Raw genomic sequence first — 16,316 nt, 5'->3', positions numbered from 1 at the left:
CATCAGCGCAGCGTCGGCAGGCCCGCGAGGAACGCGGTGAGGGCGCGCTTCAGCGTCAGCAGGAACGGCGGACGCGCGGCGGCGATCCGCGGCTCCTGCGCGTAGAGCTCGGCCAGCACCGGCGAGGGATGGGCCATCGGGTAGAGGAACGCGGCCAGTCCGGTGGCCACCCCGACCAGTTCCACGCCCTCGCCGTCGGTCAACCCGGTGGCCCGCGCGACCTCGTCTCCGAGATCGGCGCCTACGTCCAAGAGCGCCATCTTGAAGGCGCGGGCGGCCTCGAGGGACACGTTGTGTTCCAGGCTGGCCGAGACGTAGCCGAGCAGGTCGCACATGAGCGGCCGCGCTTCCAGCGTCTCGGCGAGGGCGTCGACCACGTCGCCCGGCCCGCCGGCGGCGCGTAGCCGCTCGGTGGCCGCGTCTCTCCAACCCTGCCACTCTTCGGCGGCGAGTTCGAGATAGATCTCCTCGCGCGTGCCGAAATAGCGCACCACATTGGACTTCGCCAGCCCCGCGGCCGCCGCCACGGCGCGCAGGCTGACCGTGCGCACGCCCGACTGGAGGGCGAGCTGGCGCGCGGCGGCGAGGATCGCCTCGCGTCGCTGTTGCTTGTGCTCCGGCCGCCTGGCCCGCAGAAATTCCGGCTCTCTCATTTTCCCAGACAGCATAACGGCACTCTTAACAGACCACTGTCCGCTTGTTAAGCGGACAGTGGTCTGTTAGCGTCACCGGGTACCCCATCGACGGAGGAACCATGCCCGCTGTACGGCTACAGGTGAACGGGACCACCCACGAACTCGACCTGGAACCGCAGGTCAGCCTGCTCGACGCGCTGCGCGAGCACCTCGGGCTGACAGGCACCAAGAAGGGCTGTGACCAGGGCGCGTGCGGAGCCTGCACGGTCCTGGCCGACGGCGTGCGCGTCAACGCCTGCCTGGCGCTCGCCGTCCAGTACGAGGGCCGCGAGATCACCACGATCGAGGGGGTCGCGAGCCCACTCCAGGCGGCATTCGTCACCCACGACGGTTTCCAATGCGGCTATTGCACCTCCGGCCAGATCTGCTCGGCGATCGGCATGCTGGCCGAGCACGGGGACGGCATGCCGAGCGCGGTGACCGAGCACCTCGCCGCCGACGGCGTGGCGTTGACCGACGCCGAGATCAGGGAGCGGATGAGCGGCAACCTGTGCCGCTGCGGCGCCTACAACGGCATCGTCGCCGCGATCCAGGAGGTCGCCCGGGCGGACGCCGCGGCCCGGGTTCCGGCGGAGGCGGCGCGATGAGGTCGTTCGCGTACGTGCGGCCGCCCGACGTGGCCGCCGCCGTCCAGGCTGTCGCGGCCGAGCCGGACGCGAAGTTCCTCGGTGGCGGCACCAACCTGGTCGACCTCATGCGCGAGGGGATCGAGCGGCCCGCAACCGTCGTCGACGTCACCGGACTGCCGCTGGAGGAGATCGAGGAACTGCCCGGCGGAGGCGTGCGCATCGGCGCGCTGGTCCGTAACAGCCGCCTAGCCGCGCACCGGCTGATTCGCACCCGCTACCCGATGCTGGCCCAGGCGCTTGTGTCGGGCGCGTCGGCGCAGCTCAGGAACATGGCGACGGTCGGGGGGAACCTGCTGCAGCGCACCCGCTGCCTGTACTTCTACGACGGCGCGGCCGCCTGCAACAAGCGCGAGCCGGGGGCCGGCTGCGCCGCGCGCGACGGGTTCAACAGGAGCGGCGCGATCCTCGGCGCGAGCCCGGCCTGCGTCGCCACTCACCCCTCGGACATGTGCGTCGCGCTCGCCGCGCTGGACGCCGTGGTCGAGGTGGAGAGTGTGCGCGGCGTCCGCCGTATCCCGCTGGCCGGCTTTCACCGGCTGCCCGGCGACACCCCGCACCTCGAGACCGAGCTGGCCGCCGACGAGCTGATCACCGCCGTCGAGCTGCCCGCCTTGCCCGTCGCCGCGAACTCGCGCTACCGCAAGGTGCGCGACCGCGCGTCGTACGCGTTCGCGCTGGTCTCGGTCGCCGCCGCGCTGGAGGTCCGGCACGGCGCGGTCACCGAGGCGCGGATCGCGCTGGGCGGGGTCGCCGCCAAGCCGTGGCGAGCCCCGAAGGCCGAGCAGGCCCTGCTCGGCGCACCCGCCACCGAGGAGTCCTTCCGGCACGCCGCCGACATCGAGCTCGCGCCCGCCAAAGGGCTCCCGGGAAACGCATTCAAGATCGAGCTCGCCCGGCGCACGATCACCGCGACTTTGCGCCAGGTGCTCACGGAAGGAGGCGCCGCATGACGGGGCGACGCGAGGCCGCGAACGAAGACCGAGCCAAGGGTGGGCTCATGACCCAGATGGACAGCCCGCCGAGACCGAAGACCGCGGCGGGGCCGGTGGTGGGCAAGCCGATCGACAGGGTGGACGGCCGGGCCAAGACGAGCGGGCAGGCACGGTTCGCGACCGAGTATCCGTACCCCGGCCTCGCGTACGCCGCGCTGGTGCACGCGACGATCGCGCGCGGCCGCGTCACCGGATTCGACGTGGCCGGGGCCGCCGCTGTGCCGGGCGTGCTGGCCGTCCTCACGCACGAAAACGCGCCCCGCATGAAGCCGCCGCCGCGGGCGACCCTGATGAACATGGGCATGATCCTCATCGGGACCTCCGTCAACTACCTCAACACCGACGAGGTGCACTGGAACGGCCAGCCCGTCGCGGTCGTCGTCGCCGAGACCCTGGAGGCGGCGCGTGAGGCGGCGGGACTGGTCAGGGTCACCTATCGGGAGTTCCCGGCCACTGTCGACTTCGCCGCCGAGGAGGAGCACGCCGTCCCGCTGAAGGGCAACCCGCTCATGCGCGGCACCGCGAAGAAGGGCGACGCCGAGACGGCGCTGGAGGCCGCCCCGGTGTCGGTGGACCTGCGCTTCACCACCCCTCCGCTCAACCACAACGCGATCGAGCCGCACGCCACCACCGCCGTGTGGGACGGCGACCGGCTGACCGTGCACGAAGGGACGCAGGGCAGCACCATGCTCCGTGCCCATCTCGCGGCCAGATTCGACGTGCCCGAGGCATCCGTGCGGGTGATCTCGCCGTACGTCGGCGGCGCGTTCGGCGGCAAGGGCCCGGTGTGGGCCGGCACGCTGCTCACCGTGCTGGCATCCCGCGCCACCGGACGGCCGGTGCGGATGATGCTCACCCGCGAGGGCGTCTACCGCACGGTCGGCGGGCGCTCACCGTCCATCCAGCGGGTGGCACTCGGCGCGGAAGCGGATGGCCGCCTGACCGCGATCATCCACACCGGCGTGACCAGCACCGGGCGGGTCGGCGGTCTGCCTGAATCGGTCACCGCGCCGTCCGGGCACCTGTACGCCGCGCCGAACATCCTCCTCCGGCACAGCCTCGTCGAGCTCGACCTGCTCCCCAACACCTTCATGCGCGCCCCCGGGGAGGCGCCGGGTACGTTCGCGCTGGAGGCGGCGGTGGACGAGCTCGCCTACGAGCTGGGCATGGACCCGATCGCGCTGCGGATGCGCAACGAGCCGGAGACCAACCCGATCGACGGCAAGCGCTTCTCCCACCGGCTGCTGCGCGAGGCCTACGCCTACGGCGCGCAGCGGTTCGGCTGGGCGGACCGCACGCCCGAGCCGGGCTCGATGCGGGACGGCCCGTGGCTGGTCGGCATGGGCGTGGCCACCGCGCACCACGGCTCGATGCGGTTCACCGCCAACGTCACGGTGCGGCTGTCGGCGGACGGGAGCGTGCTGGTGCGGTGCGGCCTGCAGGAGGTGGGCGTGGGTGCGGTGACCGTCCAGGCGCAGATCGCGGCCGACGCGCTCGGCGTGCCGTTCGAGGCGGTACGGGTGGAGTACGGCGACTCAACGCTGCCCGCCGGGTCCGGCGCAGGCGCCTCCGCGCAAACCGTCAGCGTCGCCGCGAGCCTGCTGACCGCCTGCGACAAACTTAAACGCAAGGTGCGCGCACTCGGCGGAAGCGGGTCGTACGCGGAGATCCTCACCCGGGCGGGAAAGGACCACGTGGAGGCGGCGGTCGGGTCCCAGACGCGGCTCGGCGCGCTGGCCGGGCAGGCGAGGTTCATCGCGAAGTTCCTGCGCGACCACCGGCGCTGGGTGAAGGCGGGGTGCGGGGCGCAGTTCTGCGAGGTGCGGGTCGACCCCGACACCGGCGAGATAAGGGTGTCGCGCTGGCTCGGCGTGTTCGACGTCGGAAGGGTGATCAACGCCAAGACGGCGGCCAGCCAGCTCCGCGGCGGCATCGTCATGGGCATCGGCATGGCACTCTCGGAGGAGACCCTGGTGGATCCGCGCACCGGGCGGATCATGAACCCGAGCCTGGCCGAGTACCACGTCCCCGTGCACGCCGACATCCCGCCGATCGACGTCCACTACCTGGACGAGCCCGACCCGACCATGCCGCTCGGGCTGCTCGGCCTCGGCGAGATCGGCGTCACCGGCGTGGCCGCCGCGATCGCCAACGCCGTCCACCACGCCACCGGCAAGCGCGTCTACGACCTGCCGATCACCCTGGACAAACTGCTCTGATCGCACCATGTCCTCATGAGGACGAGCGAACTGACGTCGCCGATATCGATCTGGAGTTCCACACCGGGGAGCTGCAACGCTCGCACGACTTCTCCGAAGTCGTGTTCACGGTCCTGACCGGCGTGGAACGCGACTACATCCGCAACCGGACCTCTGTAACTCACTGCTGATCTCGTTCGATCTTCTTCTCCGCCCGCACGCTGATCTCGCCGATCGAGGTCCGCAGAGACTTCGGCCGCTTCGACCGGCGCCGGCACCCGACCAACCCCTGGCTGGTCCGGGCACGCAATGCCGCCCAGGCCATCGGCGAGGCACGCGGCTGGACCCGCCGAGTGCTCAGCGATGTCGACCGCGGCTTGGTCATCCTGCTCAGCACCGCCGACGGTGACAAGATCCGCCACTCCGAGCTGTTCCCGGTGCTGCGCGCCTATGGATTCAGCGTCGAACGCACCGTCGAGGTCCTCGACCAGATCGGCCTGGTGAAAGACGACCGCATCCCAGCTTTCGAGTCCTGGCTGGAGCGCAGCCTCGCCGATCTGGCCCCCGCCATCCACGCCGAGGTCGAGCACTGGCTCCGAACCCTCCGGGAAGGTGGTCCCCGATCGCAGCCTCGCAGCCCTGAAACCGTGTGGGCCTACCTGCGTGCCGGATCAAGCGGTCGGGAAGCTCCAGGCACGCGGGCTCACCGTGGCGATGGTCGGCGACGGGGTCAACGACGCGCCCGCGCTGGCACCCGCCGACGTGGGCATCGCTCGGCGGCCTTCGCGACATCGTAGATCGTCGGCGGTTTCACCGATCTCCCAGCGCCGGGACGACGGATTTCAGGAAGGCGCGGATGGTCGCTTCGAGGCGGACCGAGTCGCGGTCGAAGAGCCACTGTGCCTGCAGGCCGTTGATGAGCGCGATGGTCATCGTTGCCAGCGTCTCGGGATCGATCGGCGTGTCCAGCCGGGCGAAGGTGTCGGCGTAGAAGCGGCGCAGGTTGCGGTAGCGCTCGGCGTAGTAGCCATGGGCGGGATGGTCGGGCGAGGTGGCCTCGCCCGACACGACAGCGTGCAGCTCCATGAGGCCCGGCTGCAGCTCGTTGTCGACGATGACGGCGATCATCCCGTTTAGGGTGTCGAGCGGGTCGGCCTCAGGCCCCAGCACCTTGGCCTCCTCCAGGAAGCGGGTGCCGCGTTCGTCACGTAGTTCAAGCACGCCGAGCAGCAGGTCTTCCTTCTTCGGGAAGTGGTGCAGCAGCCCGGTGTGGCTGATGCCCGCCCGCTTGGCGATGTCCTTCATGGTCGCCCCGTAAAAGCCCGTTTTGGCGAAGGCGTTCACGCAGGCCTCCAGGACGCGCCGCCGTACCTCTGCCGTCTTCGCGTACGGCCCGCGTGCCATTCAAGCCTCCAAATTAGTATCGTGCTTCGATTTTCATGCTAGCGTACGCTCATGACCCAGCTCCCCTCCTCTTTCCTGTGGGGTGCCGCAACCGCGCCCCACCAGGTGGAAGGCAACAACGTCAGCAGCGACTGGTGGGCTCTCGAACAGCAGGTGCCCGGCATGGAGCGCAGCGGCGACGCGGTCGACCACTACCATCGCTACGCCGAGGACATGCGCCTGCTGGCCGAGGCCGGCCTGAACTCCTACCGCTTCGGCATCGAGTGGGCCCGCGTCGAGCCCGTCCCCGGCGAGTTCTCCCGGGCCGAGCTCGCCCACTACCGCCGGATGATCGACACCGCCCTCGACTTGGGCCTCACCCCGGTGATCACGCTCCACCACTTCACGAACCCGCGCTGGTTCAGCTGGTTCAACGAGGACGCGCAGCAGAGGTTCGGGGCTTATGTGCGGCTAGCCGCGACCATCCTCGACGGGGTGGAGTGGATCTGCACGATGAACGAGCCCAATATGTTCGCCCTCATGCTCAGCATGAGCAAGATGGCGCAGAACAAGACGCCACAGGAGTGGATGAGCCCCACCGTCGAGGGCGCCGCCCGGCCGCTGCTGCCCGACCCCGACCCGGAGATCGGCGCCCGCTTGGTCGAGGCGCACCACGCCGCCCGCGAGATCCTGCGTGAGCACACCGGAGCCAAGGTCGGCTGGACCGTCGCCTGCCAGGCGCTCACCGCCAGGCCCGGCTGCGATGAGAAGCTGCGCGAGGTGCGCTACGTGCGTGAGGACCTCTACCTGCGGGGTTCCCGCGGCGACGACTTCATCGGCGTGCAGTCCTACTCCAGCCAGGAGGTCGACGAGGACGGCGTCGTGCCGCACCCGCTCGGCCCGGACAACACCCAGACAGGCAACGCCTACCGGCCCGACGCGCTCGGCATCGCCGTACGGCATGCGTGGGAGGAGACCGGGCACACGCCGATCCTGGTTACGGAGAACGGCATCGCCACGCCCGATGACGCCCGCCGGATCACCTACACCACCGGCGCTCTAGAGGGCCTGTTCGCCGCCATGGACGACGGCATCGACGTGCGCGGTTACCTGCACTGGACACTGCTCGATAACTTCGAGTGGGGACACTGGGAGCCCAAGTTCGGCCTCATCGCGGTTGACCGCGAGACGTTCGAGCGCACGCCCAAGCCCAGCCTGGCCTGGCTCGGCGAGGTCGCCAAGCGAGGCTTGCTCTGATGCTCAAGCCCCGCACCACCCCTTCGCGCGAGCTCGTCAGCCTCGACGGCCTGTGGCGCTTCGCCCTGGACGGCGGGCCCGGGCCGCTCGACACGACTTTGGAGGCGGCCGTCCCGGCCAGCTACAACGACCTGTTCACCGATCCGGCGATCCGCGACCACGTGGGCTGGGTGTGGTACCAACGCCAGGTGCGGGTGCCGCGCGGGTGGGCGGGCGAGCGGGTCTTCCTGCGCGTGGACGCCGCCACCCACGAGGGCCGCGTCTACGTGGATGACGTGCTGGTGTCCTCGCATGTCGGCGGCTACACCCCCTTTGAGGCGGATATCTCCGAATATGTACGCGCCGGAGAGGAGTTCCGGCTGTCGATCTCGGTCAACAACGAGCTGACCGATGTGACGATCCCGCCGGGCAGGATCACCGTCACCGCCGATGGGCGGCGCAAGCAGACCTACCTGCACGACTTCTACAACTACGCCGGCCTTCCCCGGTCGGTATGGCTCTACAGCACGCCGGCCGTACACATCACCGATGTCACGGTCACGACGGCTCTGGACGGAACCGTCACCTACGAGGTGGAGACCAGCGAGCCGGTGCCGGTCAGCGCCCGCGTGCTGGACGCCGCCGGAACGGAGGTGGCTTCGTCGAGCGACGGCGTGCTCCGGATCGACAACCCCACGCTGTGGCGGCCCGGCGCGGCCTACCTCTACGACCTGGAGGTGACCGCTGGAGACGACGTCTACGTGCAGCCCTTCGGCATCCGCACCGCCAAGGTGCGCGGCACCGAGTTCCTCATTAACGGCGAGCAGTTCTACTTCACCGGCTTCGGCAAGCACGAGGACACCCCCGTGCGCGGCAAGGGCCACGACGACGCCTACCTCGTCCACGACTTCCAGCTCATGGACTGGATCGGCGCCAACTCCTTCCGCACCTCCCACTACCCCTACGCCGAGGAGGTGCTGGAGTTCGCCGACCGGCACGGCATCGTCGTCATCGACGAGACCGCCGCCGTGGGGCTCAACCTCGCCATCCACTCCGGCCTCACGGGCGCGCCACCCCGGCCCACCTTCTCCCCCGAGACCTTCGGCGACGCCACCCGCGAGGCGCACGCCCAGGCCATCCGCGAGCTCGTCGCCCGCGACAAGAACCACCCCAGCGTGGTCATGTGGTGCATCGCCAACGAGCCCGCCTCCAACGAGGACGGGGCACGCGAGTACTTCGAGCCGCTGGTCGAGCTCACCCGCAAGCTCGACCCCACCCGCCCGGTCTGCTACGCCGCGGTCATCTTCGCCACCGCCGAGAACGACCGCATCGCCGACCTGTTCGACGTGCTGTGTATCAACCGCTACTACGGCTGGTACGTCACCACCGGTGACCTGGTCACCGCTGAGACCTACCTGGAGATGGACCTGCGGGGCTGGGTCAAGCGGTACGGCAAGCCGATCATGATGAGCGAGTACGGTGCCGACACCATGCCCGGCCTCCATTCGGTCTGGGACACCCCCTGGACTGAGGAATACCAGGCCGCCTACCTGGCGATGAACCACCGGGTGTTCGACCGCATCCCTGAATTCATCGGCGAGCACGTGTGGAATTTCGCCGACTTCCAGACGGCGCACGGCATCCACCGGGTGGACGGTAACAAGAAGGGCGTCTTCACTCGCGACCGCCGGCCCAAGACGGCCGCCCACGCCCTGCGCGAGCGCTGGACCGGACTGAACGGGCGCAAGCCGTCATGACTCTGAGCGTCCAGCTCTACAGCGTTCGCGACGCTCTCGCGGCCGACCGGCCGGGCGCCCTCAGGCGCCTGGCCGGTCTGGGCTATCGCTACGTCGAGCCGTTCGGCCTCGGCTGGTGGAAGTCGTCGATGGACGAGGTGACCGTCGCCGCCCGCGCCCTCCGCGCCGACCTCGACGCGGCAGGGCTCGGCGTAAGCTCGGTCCACGCCTGGGCCTGCGCGAACAGCCAGGCGACCGTGGTGGAGGCCTGCCGCATCCTCGGCACGGACACCGCGATCGTCGCCATCCCCTTCCTCGTCGAGGGCTTCCACGAGCTCGACGGCTTCGGGGAGGGCATCTTCGCCGACCGGGAGGTGGTGACCGCCTTCGCCCGGCGGCTCAACGAAGCCGGGCGCGAGCTGGCGCGGCATGGCATCCGGCTCGGGTACCACAACCACGCCTTCGAGTGGCGGCACGGGCTCTTCGAGGAGTTCTGGGAACTGCTCGACCCGGAGATCGTCGCCGAAGTCGACGTCTACTGGGCGAAGGCGGCCGGGCAGGATCCGGCTGGGGTGCTGACCGGGCTCGGCGAGCGGGCGGTAGCCGTCCATCTGAAGGACGGACCCGCCGTGCAGGACGCGCCGCAGACCACCATCGGCACGGGGGACGTCGACGTGTTCGCCGCGCTGCGGGCGGGCACGCACCTGCGCTGGCACATCACCGAGATCGACACCACCGAGGGCGACCCGTTCGAACTGCTGGACGCCAATGCCCGGACCCTCCTGGAGTCCGGGCTGACCAGCAGGTAGGTCCTCAGGCGGTGCTGCCGCCGTCGGCGAGCAGGGTGCTGCCGGTCATGAAAGCCGACAGGTCGCTGGCGCAGAACAGCACGACGCGGGCGATGTCGTCCGGGACGCCGATGCGGCCGATCGGACTGGTCGCCATCAGGTCGGTCGGCTTGACGCCGGGTCCCATCATCGCGAGGTTACCTTCGGTCGGGACGAAGCTGGGCGCGACGCCGAGCACCCGGATGCCCTTGGGAGCGAGTTCGAGGGCCAGCTCGCGGGTGAGGCCGCGGACGGCGTGCTTGGAGCCGACGTAAGCGGCCAGGCCGGGGGCGCTGCCCCGGAAACCGGCGGTAGAGATGATGTTCACGATCACCCCGCCGTCCATACGCCGGGCCGCCTCGCGGGCGCCGACGAAGGTGCCACGGGTGTTGACCGCGAAGACCTGCTCCCAGGTCTCGTCGGTCATGTCCAGCAGCGGCACGGCGGGGAAGATGCCGGCGTTGTTCACCCAGATGTCGAGCCCGCCCCACTCGGCCAGAGCCCGGTCGGCTGCGGCGGCCACCGATGCGCTGTCGGTGACGTCCATGCGCATGCCGATGCCGCCCAGTTCCTTGGCGGCGGTCACCGCCAGTTCCTCGTCAAGATCACCGATCAGTACGGCTGCGCCCGCCTCGGCCAGGCGGGCGGCGATGGCCCGCCCCAGGCCGCGGCCTCCACCGGTCACGACGGCCCGGCGGCCCTTCAGGGAGATCAACTCGGACAGGCTCTTGCTCGAGACGTCAATCACAGGGGTTTCCTTCCGGTGAAGCGGCCCGGACCGGCGTGGTGCACGCTGCCGTCCGGGAAGATGATCCGTGCCTCGGTGTTGCCGGGCACGTCGACGGTGATGTTCACCTCGCCCTCCTCGACACGCCACTCGACGGCGATCAGGCCTTGCGGGCTGTCAAAGGTGCCCCTCGCCCAGGTGATCTCTTGGTGAGGCACCGGTGCGACCTCGAAGGACTCCCAGGCGATGGAGCCGGGGGGCTGGCGTAGGCCGAGAGTGTGGGTGTGCAGGAAGCGGATGACCGCACCCTTGCTGTAGTGGTTGAGCGAGGCGTGGGCGGTGCCGTCCGCTCTGACGCCGTCCCATTCCTCCCAGATGGTGGTCGCGCCCCGGTCGAGCATGCCCAGCCAGGAGGGGGACGAGCGCTGGAAGAGTACGTCGTAGGCGACGTCTGCGTGGCCGTGGTCGGCCAGCACGGGGAGCAGGTCGGCGGTGGACAGGAAGCCGGTGCCGAGGTGGCCGCCTGCTTCCCCGATCAGGTCCACGAGGTGACGGGCCGCCTTCTCGCGGAGCTCTTCCGGCACGAGATCGAAGGCGAGGGCGCGGACATAGCTGGCCTGGGTGCCGGCTTTGGTGCGGCCTTCGGCGTCGAGGAACTCGGTTTGCCACGTCTGCCGTACAAGCTCGGATTTTTCGCGATAATCGGTTATTTTTCCGAGCACGTCAGCGATGGCGGCCAACGTCCGGAGTGAGCGGAAGAGATAGGCGGTGCCGACCTCGCCCTTGTCGGCGGCGTACCAGGCGATGGGGTCGTCGGCGAAGGGGTTGACCGGCTCGCACCATTCGCCCCAGTGGAAGGAGCCGTCCCAGAGGTACTCGTTGTTGTCGCGTGACGGGTGGCTTCCGGTGCGGGCGGCTTCGAGGGCCCAGTCGACCCACCGCCGCATGGCCTCCCAGTTCTCGGCGAGCACCTCGGTGTCGCCATAGGTCTGGTAGAGCACCCACGGGACCAGCACGACGGCGTCGCCCCAGCCCGCCGAGCCGGTGATCGCGTCGGCCATCACGTCGGGGTGGGTCTTGAGCCGGTTGGGGTCGGGCGAGGAGTTGACCACCCGCCCGTCGGGGAGCTGGTCGTCGCGGACCGAGCGCAGCCACTTGCGGCTGAAGCCGTCCACGTCGAACAGGAGCGCTGCCGTGGGGGCGAAGATCTGGTAGTCGCCCGTCCAGCCGAGCCGCTCGCGCGTGGGGCAGTCCGTCGGGATGTCCACGGCGTTGCCGCGGAAGCTCCAGCGGGCCGCCTCCCAGAGCCGGTTGAGGTCGTCGTCGCTGCAGGCGAAGGTGGCAGTGGACCGGAGGTCGGTGTGGACGACCTGCATCGTGATGCTCGTCGGGTCAACCGTTCGCGACAGGCGCGCGTAGCGGAAACCGTGGACGGTGTGGCGAGGCTCGAAGATGCCTTCGCCTGCGGAGACGACCTCGTCACGCTGGACGAAGGGGATCGGATCCTCGCCGTGCCGCCGGCTGTCCAGGTGGGAGGTGGTCAGGTTGCCGTCGGCGTCCAAGTGCTCGCCGTAGTCGATGACGGTACGGACGCCCGCCGGGCCGAGGTCGGTCAGGCTGATCCAGCCGGCGGCGTTCTGACCGAAGTCCACGGTGCACGAGCCGTTCGGGAGCGTTGTGACCCTTTCCACCGCCCGTTGCTCGACCCGGCGCACCGGAGGGGCCGGGGACCAGCTGATCGGGGGCGCGCTGACGGCATCCACCTGGACGGGGTGCGGCTGAGCGCTTTCCCGCGAGTAATCGGTCATCTGGCCGTCCATGAGGTCGGCGGCGACGATCGCACTGCCGCGGGAGGTCCAGGACTCGTCAGTGCCGTGCACCTCTTCAGTGCCGTCCTCATAGCGGACATGGAGCTGGAGGCGGGCCGCAGTCAGCGTCCCCCACACGTCACGCCTGCGCCAGGTCCCGTTGGAGCCTCGGTACCAGCCCGCCGACAGCAGTATCTCCAGGTCGTTGTCACCCGATCGCAGCAACTCCGTGACATCGGCAGCCTGGGCATACAACGTGTCGGAGTAGGTGGTGGAGCCGGGTGACAGCTCCGCCGTGCCCACCCGCTCGCCGTTGACGAAAGCTTCGTAGACGCCGAGAGCGGTGGAGTAGAGGCGGGCATCGGTGATGCCCTCGCGCAGCCGTACCGAGCCGGACAACGCCTGGGCGCCCTCCTGGGCGTGCGGCGAGATCCAGCGCGCCGCCCAGTCTTCGTCGAACAGGCCCGCCTCGAACTCGTGCCACTCCGACCACTCGGAGGAACCACGCACCCGCCACGCGACCCGCTGGCGGCTGCGCAGCGGCGACACGGGCCACTCGACGAACAGGTGGTCTTCCGACGTGGCAAAATGCTCGAATCCGTCGATGCGAAAGTGCAACTTATAAGGCCCCTGCCCGCCGGATTTCCAGGACAGGAACGGCCGCGAGGCGGCGACCGGGAACTGGTCGCCGCCGGCGGAGATACGCAGGTCGTAAGGACGGGTCATCGCACCGACTTCACTCGGGTGAACACCAGGAGTCCGCCGATCAGCGCGAGCAGCGCGCCGGCGAGGTAGAGGAGCGTGTAGTTCTTCTCGCCGCCGCTCGCCCCGATCGCGATGATGAAGGGCGCCAGGAGCGGCGCGATGGCGCTGGGCAGCTTGTGCGCGAAGGCCACCACCGCCATGTAGCGGCCCGCCTCCTCCTTGCTGGGCAGCACGGCCAGCACGATCGCGCCGTCCACTGCGCCGAAGAAGGCGATGGCGAGCTGCATCAGGAGCGAGCCGATCAGCAGCGTCGGGAAGGAGAAAGCGAACGCCTCGACGATGCCTCCCGCGACGAAGAACGATGCGCCGATGAGAGCGAAGAGCCGCCGCCTGCCCGTCTTGTCCGACAGCCAACCGCCGCCGACCGCGCCTAACGCTGCCGCGACGACGCCCAGGACACCGATGATCGCCACCGTGCCCGCCACCTCGCGCACCGGCAGGTCCAGTCGCTGGGCGTAGAAGAAGGTGGTGAAGGTGGTGTTGAAGTACAGGCCCATGAAGAAGATCAGGCGGCCCAGCCAGTTCCACCCGAAGTCTGGATATTTGCGCGGATCGAAGACGTAGCTGGACAGCAGGGTCTTCGCAGAGACCGGCGCGAGCGGCTCGGCGTGGCGCGAGTCGTCCTCCTTGCCCAGGAAGAGGAAGGCGCCCAACAGCAGCGCGCCGACGATGCCCGGCAGGACGAAGACGAGGAAGGTGTTGGCGGAGAACGGGGTGACGAGGCCGACGCCGAAGATCGGGGCGATCTGGCCGGTCATTCCGGTCAGGCCGGAGATCTTGCCACGCTGCTCCTCGGGGATGCGGTCGGCCTGCACGTTGAGGATGCCCTGCGAGGCGCTGGCCCAGCCCAGCATCGCCAGGATCCAGGCCGCGCCCACGAGCAGCAGGTTCGGCGCGACGGCGATGAAGATCAACGAGGCCATGCCCAGCAGCAGCCCGGCAGCCATGAACGGGCGGCGGCGGCCGAAGCGGCTGCGGGTGCGGTCGCTCCAGACGCCGAGCAACGGGCTGACCACCAGGTAGATGACCTGGGCGGTGCCCGTGATGTAGCCGAGCACCTCTTCGCGGCCGGGAGCGAGCTCGTCGATCCGTACGGCCAGCGAATAGGACAGCGGCACGACATAGGCCATGGCGATGCCGAAGTTGGCGGCCATCATCCAGAAGACGTAGCCGACCTTGGCCTTGGGCTTGGGCCGGAGGTCCAGCGAGGGGGGTGAATTCATGGGAAGCCTTCCATGGCAGCTCATCACTAAAGCGCGTTAGTAACTTAACGCTGCTTTCCGCACCGCCCGCAAGACATCTCCCAGTAACGACTGCGCAACATGACCGCTTACGATGTCCGATATGACCCGCCCTCCGAAGCGCGCCACCGTCGCCGACGTCGCCCGCGCCGCCGGTGTGTCCCCCTCGACCGTGAGCTTCGTGCTGAACGACACGCCGGGCCAGTCGATCCCCGAGGAGACCAGGCAGCGGGTCCTGGCTGCGGTCCGTCTGCTCGACTACCGCCCACGCGGCTCAGCCCGGTCGCTGGCCGCCGGGCGCAGCAACATCGTCCTGCTCTCCATCCCGCACCTGTCGATCGGCCCCGGCATCACTCGCTTCGTCGAGCAGTTCGCCACCGCGCTGGCCGACGCCGGCCTCACGCTGGTCACTCACCTGGCGGGCACTCCGGGGCCCTCGCTGCCCGACGTATGTGCCGCGATCGACGCCTCCGTGGTGGCTGGGCTCGACCCGTTCGACGAGGAGACCTCGTCGGCCCTGCGCCGGGCGGGAGCCGACCTCGTCTTCACCACCGAGGTGGAAGCACAGCCCACCATCCGCCGCACCGGCCGCCTCCAGGCTGAGCACCTCATCGCTCTCGGCCACCGCCGCCTCGGCTACGCCATGCCCGAGAACCGGCAGCTCCGCAAGATCGCCGGTGAGCGCCTGGGTGGCGTCGCCGACGCCTGCTCCGAGGCTGGGCTCGAACCACCTCTCGCGCTCGACACCAAGCTGGAGATCGCGGCCATGGCACGGGCAGCGCGTCGGTGGCGGCGCGAGTCGGTGACCGCCGTCTGCGCCTACAACGACGAGGTCGCGATCGCCCTCCTGGCGGGGATGCGCCACGCTCGGCTCGCCGCCCCTGCCGACCTGGCGGTCATGGGAGTCGACAACGTCCCCCTCTCCCTGTTCAGCGACCCACCCCTGAGCACGGTCGCCTTCGACCTGGAGAAGGTGGGCCGCCACCTCGCCGAGGCGGTCATGGGCAGCCTGTCAGGTCGCGCACCGCGCCTGTCACCTGCCTCGCTGGAGCCGGAGATCATTCACCGTGCCTCGACCTCGTTGACGCGGTAGAGGGCATTCGGCAGCGGCCAGGTCATCTCGGCCATCTCCGCCGGAGACCAGCCGCGCTGGAGCCAGTCGACCGTCACACCGATGAGCGCCCCTGCGGTGAAGGCTGCCGTGACATCGTGTAGTACGCCTGTGGGCCACTCGCCGACGTCGGCCTCGACCAGGTGGCCGTGGATGACCTCGGCGATGCGCCCGCGGATGTGGTCAACGACACACGCGCTGCCCTGCGATCCAAGAAGCGAACGGTAGAGCCCCGCATGCTCGGCGACGCTGGCGAAGAAAGGCCGACGACGGCTGGATCGACTGCCGCACGAGATCCGCTGAGCCGACGGCGGGCGCAGGCAGGGGAGCCGATCAGAGCGTCGATCATCCCAGTGCGGGCTTCCTCGGCCAGTTTGTGCACGTCTCGGTAGTGGTTGGAGAAGGCCGAGCGGCTCACCCCGCGCCCTCGGCGACGTCGGAGACGCTGATCCGGGATAGCTCCCGCTCGCCCACCAACTCGATGAGCGCGCGCCAGCGCCGACCTGGTGCGCCGCACCCGCCGGTGCCTTCTTTCGTGATGGCCAGTTCTCCAGCGAGATGGCGGCGATCATCCCCGACAGCGGCGAGGAACACCAGTATTGGCGGCGTCTGGTCGGCAAGTGGCTCACCGCCAAGCGCATGAACGCCCTGCGCCCCGTTATCGCCCGCATCGCCGACGACCTCATCGACGACACGGTCAAACGCGGCGCCCCCGCCGACCTCAAGGCCTCCCCGGGGCTTCCCGCTGCCGGTCTACGTCATCTGCGACATGCTCGGCGTGGCTGCCGCGCACCGCGACTGCTTCTCCTGCTGGTCCGACACCCTGCTCCACCTCACCCGCTACGACAAGGCCGAGATCGAGGCCGGCGGATATCCGGGCGTCCACCAGGGCCTGGCCGATGGCCCCGGGGTCGCGGTGGTGGAATGGCCGTTGCGCGTTGTACAGATGCATGATCATCCACGCGCCC

14 protein-coding genes and 1 pseudogene are annotated in these 16,316 nt (G+C 69.6%); 8 read left to right on the top strand and 7 right to left on the bottom strand.

Annotation, left to right across the window (positions count from 1 at the left end; genetic code table 11):
* Nucleotides 1–2: 2 nt before the first annotated feature.
* A complete protein-coding gene (locus ACTWQA_RS33150; RefSeq protein WP_443162931.1) occupies nt 3–653 on the bottom strand; it encodes a TetR/AcrR family transcriptional regulator in 651 nt (216 codons plus the stop codon).
* Nucleotides 654–754: 101 nt separating this feature from the next.
* Between ACTWQA_RS33150 and ACTWQA_RS33145 the strand changes: the two genes are divergently transcribed.
* From ACTWQA_RS33145 to ACTWQA_RS33135, 3 genes are read left to right on the top strand one after another with little or no spacing between them, the layout of a single operon-like run.
* Nucleotides 755–1,282: a 2Fe-2S iron-sulfur cluster-binding protein gene (locus ACTWQA_RS33145; RefSeq protein WP_443162930.1), complete on the top strand. Its 528-nt coding sequence runs from the start codon at nt 755–757 to the stop codon at nt 1,280–1,282.
* Nucleotides 1,279–2,274: an FAD binding domain-containing protein gene (locus tag ACTWQA_RS33140; RefSeq protein WP_443162929.1), complete on the top strand. Its 996-nt coding sequence runs from the start codon at nt 1,279–1,281 to the stop codon at nt 2,272–2,274. Before ACTWQA_RS33145 ends, ACTWQA_RS33140 begins: the two co-directional genes overlap by 4 nt.
* A complete protein-coding gene (locus tag ACTWQA_RS33135; RefSeq protein ID WP_443162928.1) occupies nt 2,271–4,535 on the top strand; it encodes a xanthine dehydrogenase family protein molybdopterin-binding subunit in 2,265 nt (754 codons plus the stop codon). The genes ACTWQA_RS33140 and ACTWQA_RS33135 overlap by 4 nt, the downstream gene beginning before the upstream one ends.
* Here ACTWQA_RS33135 and ACTWQA_RS33130 read toward each other — a convergent pair.
* Nucleotides 4,499–5,104: a hypothetical protein gene (locus tag ACTWQA_RS33130; protein WP_443162927.1), complete on the bottom strand. Its 606-nt coding sequence runs from the start codon at nt 5,102–5,104 to the stop codon at nt 4,499–4,501. The two genes, ACTWQA_RS33135 and ACTWQA_RS33130, sit on opposite strands and share 37 nt — an antisense overlap.
* Before the next feature lie 220 nt (nt 5,105–5,324).
* The gene (locus ACTWQA_RS33125; protein WP_443162926.1) at nt 5,325–5,918 is read right to left on the bottom strand and encodes a TetR/AcrR family transcriptional regulator; all 594 of its coding nucleotides are present in this window, start codon (nt 5,916–5,918) and stop codon (nt 5,325–5,327) included.
* A gap of 51 nt (nt 5,919–5,969) precedes the next feature.
* Here ACTWQA_RS33125 and ACTWQA_RS33120 point away from each other — a divergent pair, with 51 nt between their 5' ends.
* The 3 genes from ACTWQA_RS33120 to ACTWQA_RS33110 are packed head-to-tail and all read left to right on the top strand — an operon-like array spanning nt 5,970 to nt 9,678.
* Entirely contained in the window at nt 5,970–7,154 is a 1,185-nt protein-coding gene (locus tag ACTWQA_RS33120) for a family 1 glycosylhydrolase (RefSeq protein WP_443162925.1), read from the top strand.
* The gene (uidA, locus tag ACTWQA_RS33115) at nt 7,154–8,890 is read left to right on the top strand and encodes a beta-glucuronidase (protein ID WP_443162924.1); all 1,737 of its coding nucleotides are present in this window, start codon (nt 7,154–7,156) and stop codon (nt 8,888–8,890) included. Before ACTWQA_RS33120 ends, uidA begins: the two co-directional genes overlap by 1 nt.
* Complete coding sequence (locus tag ACTWQA_RS33110; protein WP_443162923.1) at nt 8,887–9,678, top strand: sugar phosphate isomerase/epimerase family protein; 792 nt, start codon at nt 8,887–8,889, stop codon at nt 9,676–9,678. The genes uidA and ACTWQA_RS33110 overlap by 4 nt, the downstream gene beginning before the upstream one ends.
* 4 nt (nt 9,679–9,682) lie before the next feature.
* Here ACTWQA_RS33110 and ACTWQA_RS33105 read toward each other — a convergent pair whose 3' ends face one another.
* The 3 genes from ACTWQA_RS33105 to ACTWQA_RS33095 are packed head-to-tail and all read right to left on the bottom strand — an operon-like array spanning nt 9,683 to nt 14,219.
* Nucleotides 9,683–10,444, bottom strand: a complete 762-nt coding sequence (locus tag ACTWQA_RS33105; RefSeq protein ID WP_443162922.1) for an SDR family NAD(P)-dependent oxidoreductase — start codon at nt 10,442–10,444, stop codon at nt 9,683–9,685.
* On the bottom strand, nt 10,441–12,957 hold the full coding sequence (locus ACTWQA_RS33100) for a family 78 glycoside hydrolase catalytic domain (protein ID WP_443162921.1): 2,517 nt from the start codon (nt 12,955–12,957) through the stop codon (nt 10,441–10,443). Before ACTWQA_RS33100 ends, ACTWQA_RS33105 begins: the two co-directional genes overlap by 4 nt.
* Nucleotides 12,954–14,219, bottom strand: coding sequence for an MFS transporter (locus ACTWQA_RS33095; RefSeq protein WP_443162920.1), 1,266 nt, complete (start codon nt 14,217–14,219; stop codon nt 12,954–12,956). Before ACTWQA_RS33095 ends, ACTWQA_RS33100 begins: the two co-directional genes overlap by 4 nt.
* A gap of 121 nt (nt 14,220–14,340) precedes the next feature.
* Between ACTWQA_RS33095 and ACTWQA_RS33090 the strand changes: the two genes are divergently transcribed.
* Nucleotides 14,341–15,330 (top strand): LacI family DNA-binding transcriptional regulator, encoded by a 990-nt coding sequence (locus ACTWQA_RS33090; RefSeq protein WP_443162919.1) that lies wholly within the window; start codon nt 14,341–14,343, stop codon nt 15,328–15,330.
* Here the strand turns inward: ACTWQA_RS33090 and ACTWQA_RS33085 are convergent.
* On the bottom strand, nt 15,300–15,920 hold the full coding sequence (locus ACTWQA_RS33085) for a TetR-like C-terminal domain-containing protein (RefSeq protein ID WP_443162918.1): 621 nt from the start codon (nt 15,918–15,920) through the stop codon (nt 15,300–15,302). The two genes, ACTWQA_RS33090 and ACTWQA_RS33085, sit on opposite strands and share 31 nt — an antisense overlap.
* Between ACTWQA_RS33085 and ACTWQA_RS33080 the strand changes: the two are divergent.
* Nucleotides 15,889–16,213, top strand: a pseudogene (locus tag ACTWQA_RS33080) (cytochrome P450); the annotation flags it as partial. The gene ACTWQA_RS33085 and the pseudogene ACTWQA_RS33080 overlap by 32 nt on opposite strands.
* Nucleotides 16,214–16,316: the final 103 nt, after the last annotated feature.

The organism is Nonomuraea sp. 10N515B, assembly GCF_052245915.1.
In the GTDB taxonomy this organism is placed as follows: domain Bacteria; phylum Actinomycetota; class Actinomycetes; order Streptosporangiales; family Streptosporangiaceae; genus Nonomuraea.
This window is presented reverse-complemented; position numbering and strand designations above follow the sequence as displayed.

Coding starts and splice junctions, on each gene's coding strand:
- ACTWQA_RS33135 (WP_443162928.1), top strand. CDS start 2,271: ATGACGGGGCGACGCGAGGCCGCGAACGAAGACCGAGCCAAGGGTGGG.
- ACTWQA_RS33145 (WP_443162930.1), top strand. CDS start 755: ATGCCCGCTGTACGGCTACAGGTGAACGGGACCACCCACGAACTCGAC.
- ACTWQA_RS33120 (WP_443162925.1), top strand. CDS start 5,970: ATGACCCAGCTCCCCTCCTCTTTCCTGTGGGGTGCCGCAACCGCGCCC.
- ACTWQA_RS33110 (WP_443162923.1), top strand. CDS start 8,887: ATGACTCTGAGCGTCCAGCTCTACAGCGTTCGCGACGCTCTCGCGGCC.
- ACTWQA_RS33090 (WP_443162919.1), top strand. CDS start 14,341: ATGACCCGCCCTCCGAAGCGCGCCACCGTCGCCGACGTCGCCCGCGCC.
- ACTWQA_RS33140 (WP_443162929.1), top strand. CDS start 1,279: ATGAGGTCGTTCGCGTACGTGCGGCCGCCCGACGTGGCCGCCGCCGTC.
- ACTWQA_RS33095 (WP_443162920.1), bottom strand. CDS start 14,219: ATGAATTCACCCCCCTCGCTGGACCTCCGGCCCAAGCCCAAGGCCAAG.
- ACTWQA_RS33085 (WP_443162918.1), bottom strand. CDS start 15,920: ATGATCGCCGCCATCTCGCTGGAGAACTGGCCATCACGAAAGAAGGCA.
- ACTWQA_RS33150 (WP_443162931.1), bottom strand. CDS start 653: ATGAGAGAGCCGGAATTTCTGCGGGCCAGGCGGCCGGAGCACAAGCAA.
- uidA (WP_443162924.1), top strand. CDS start 7,154: ATGCTCAAGCCCCGCACCACCCCTTCGCGCGAGCTCGTCAGCCTCGAC.
- ACTWQA_RS33100 (WP_443162921.1), bottom strand. CDS start 12,957: ATGACCCGTCCTTACGACCTGCGTATCTCCGCCGGCGGCGACCAGTTC.
- ACTWQA_RS33125 (WP_443162926.1), bottom strand. CDS start 5,918: ATGGCACGCGGGCCGTACGCGAAGACGGCAGAGGTACGGCGGCGCGTC.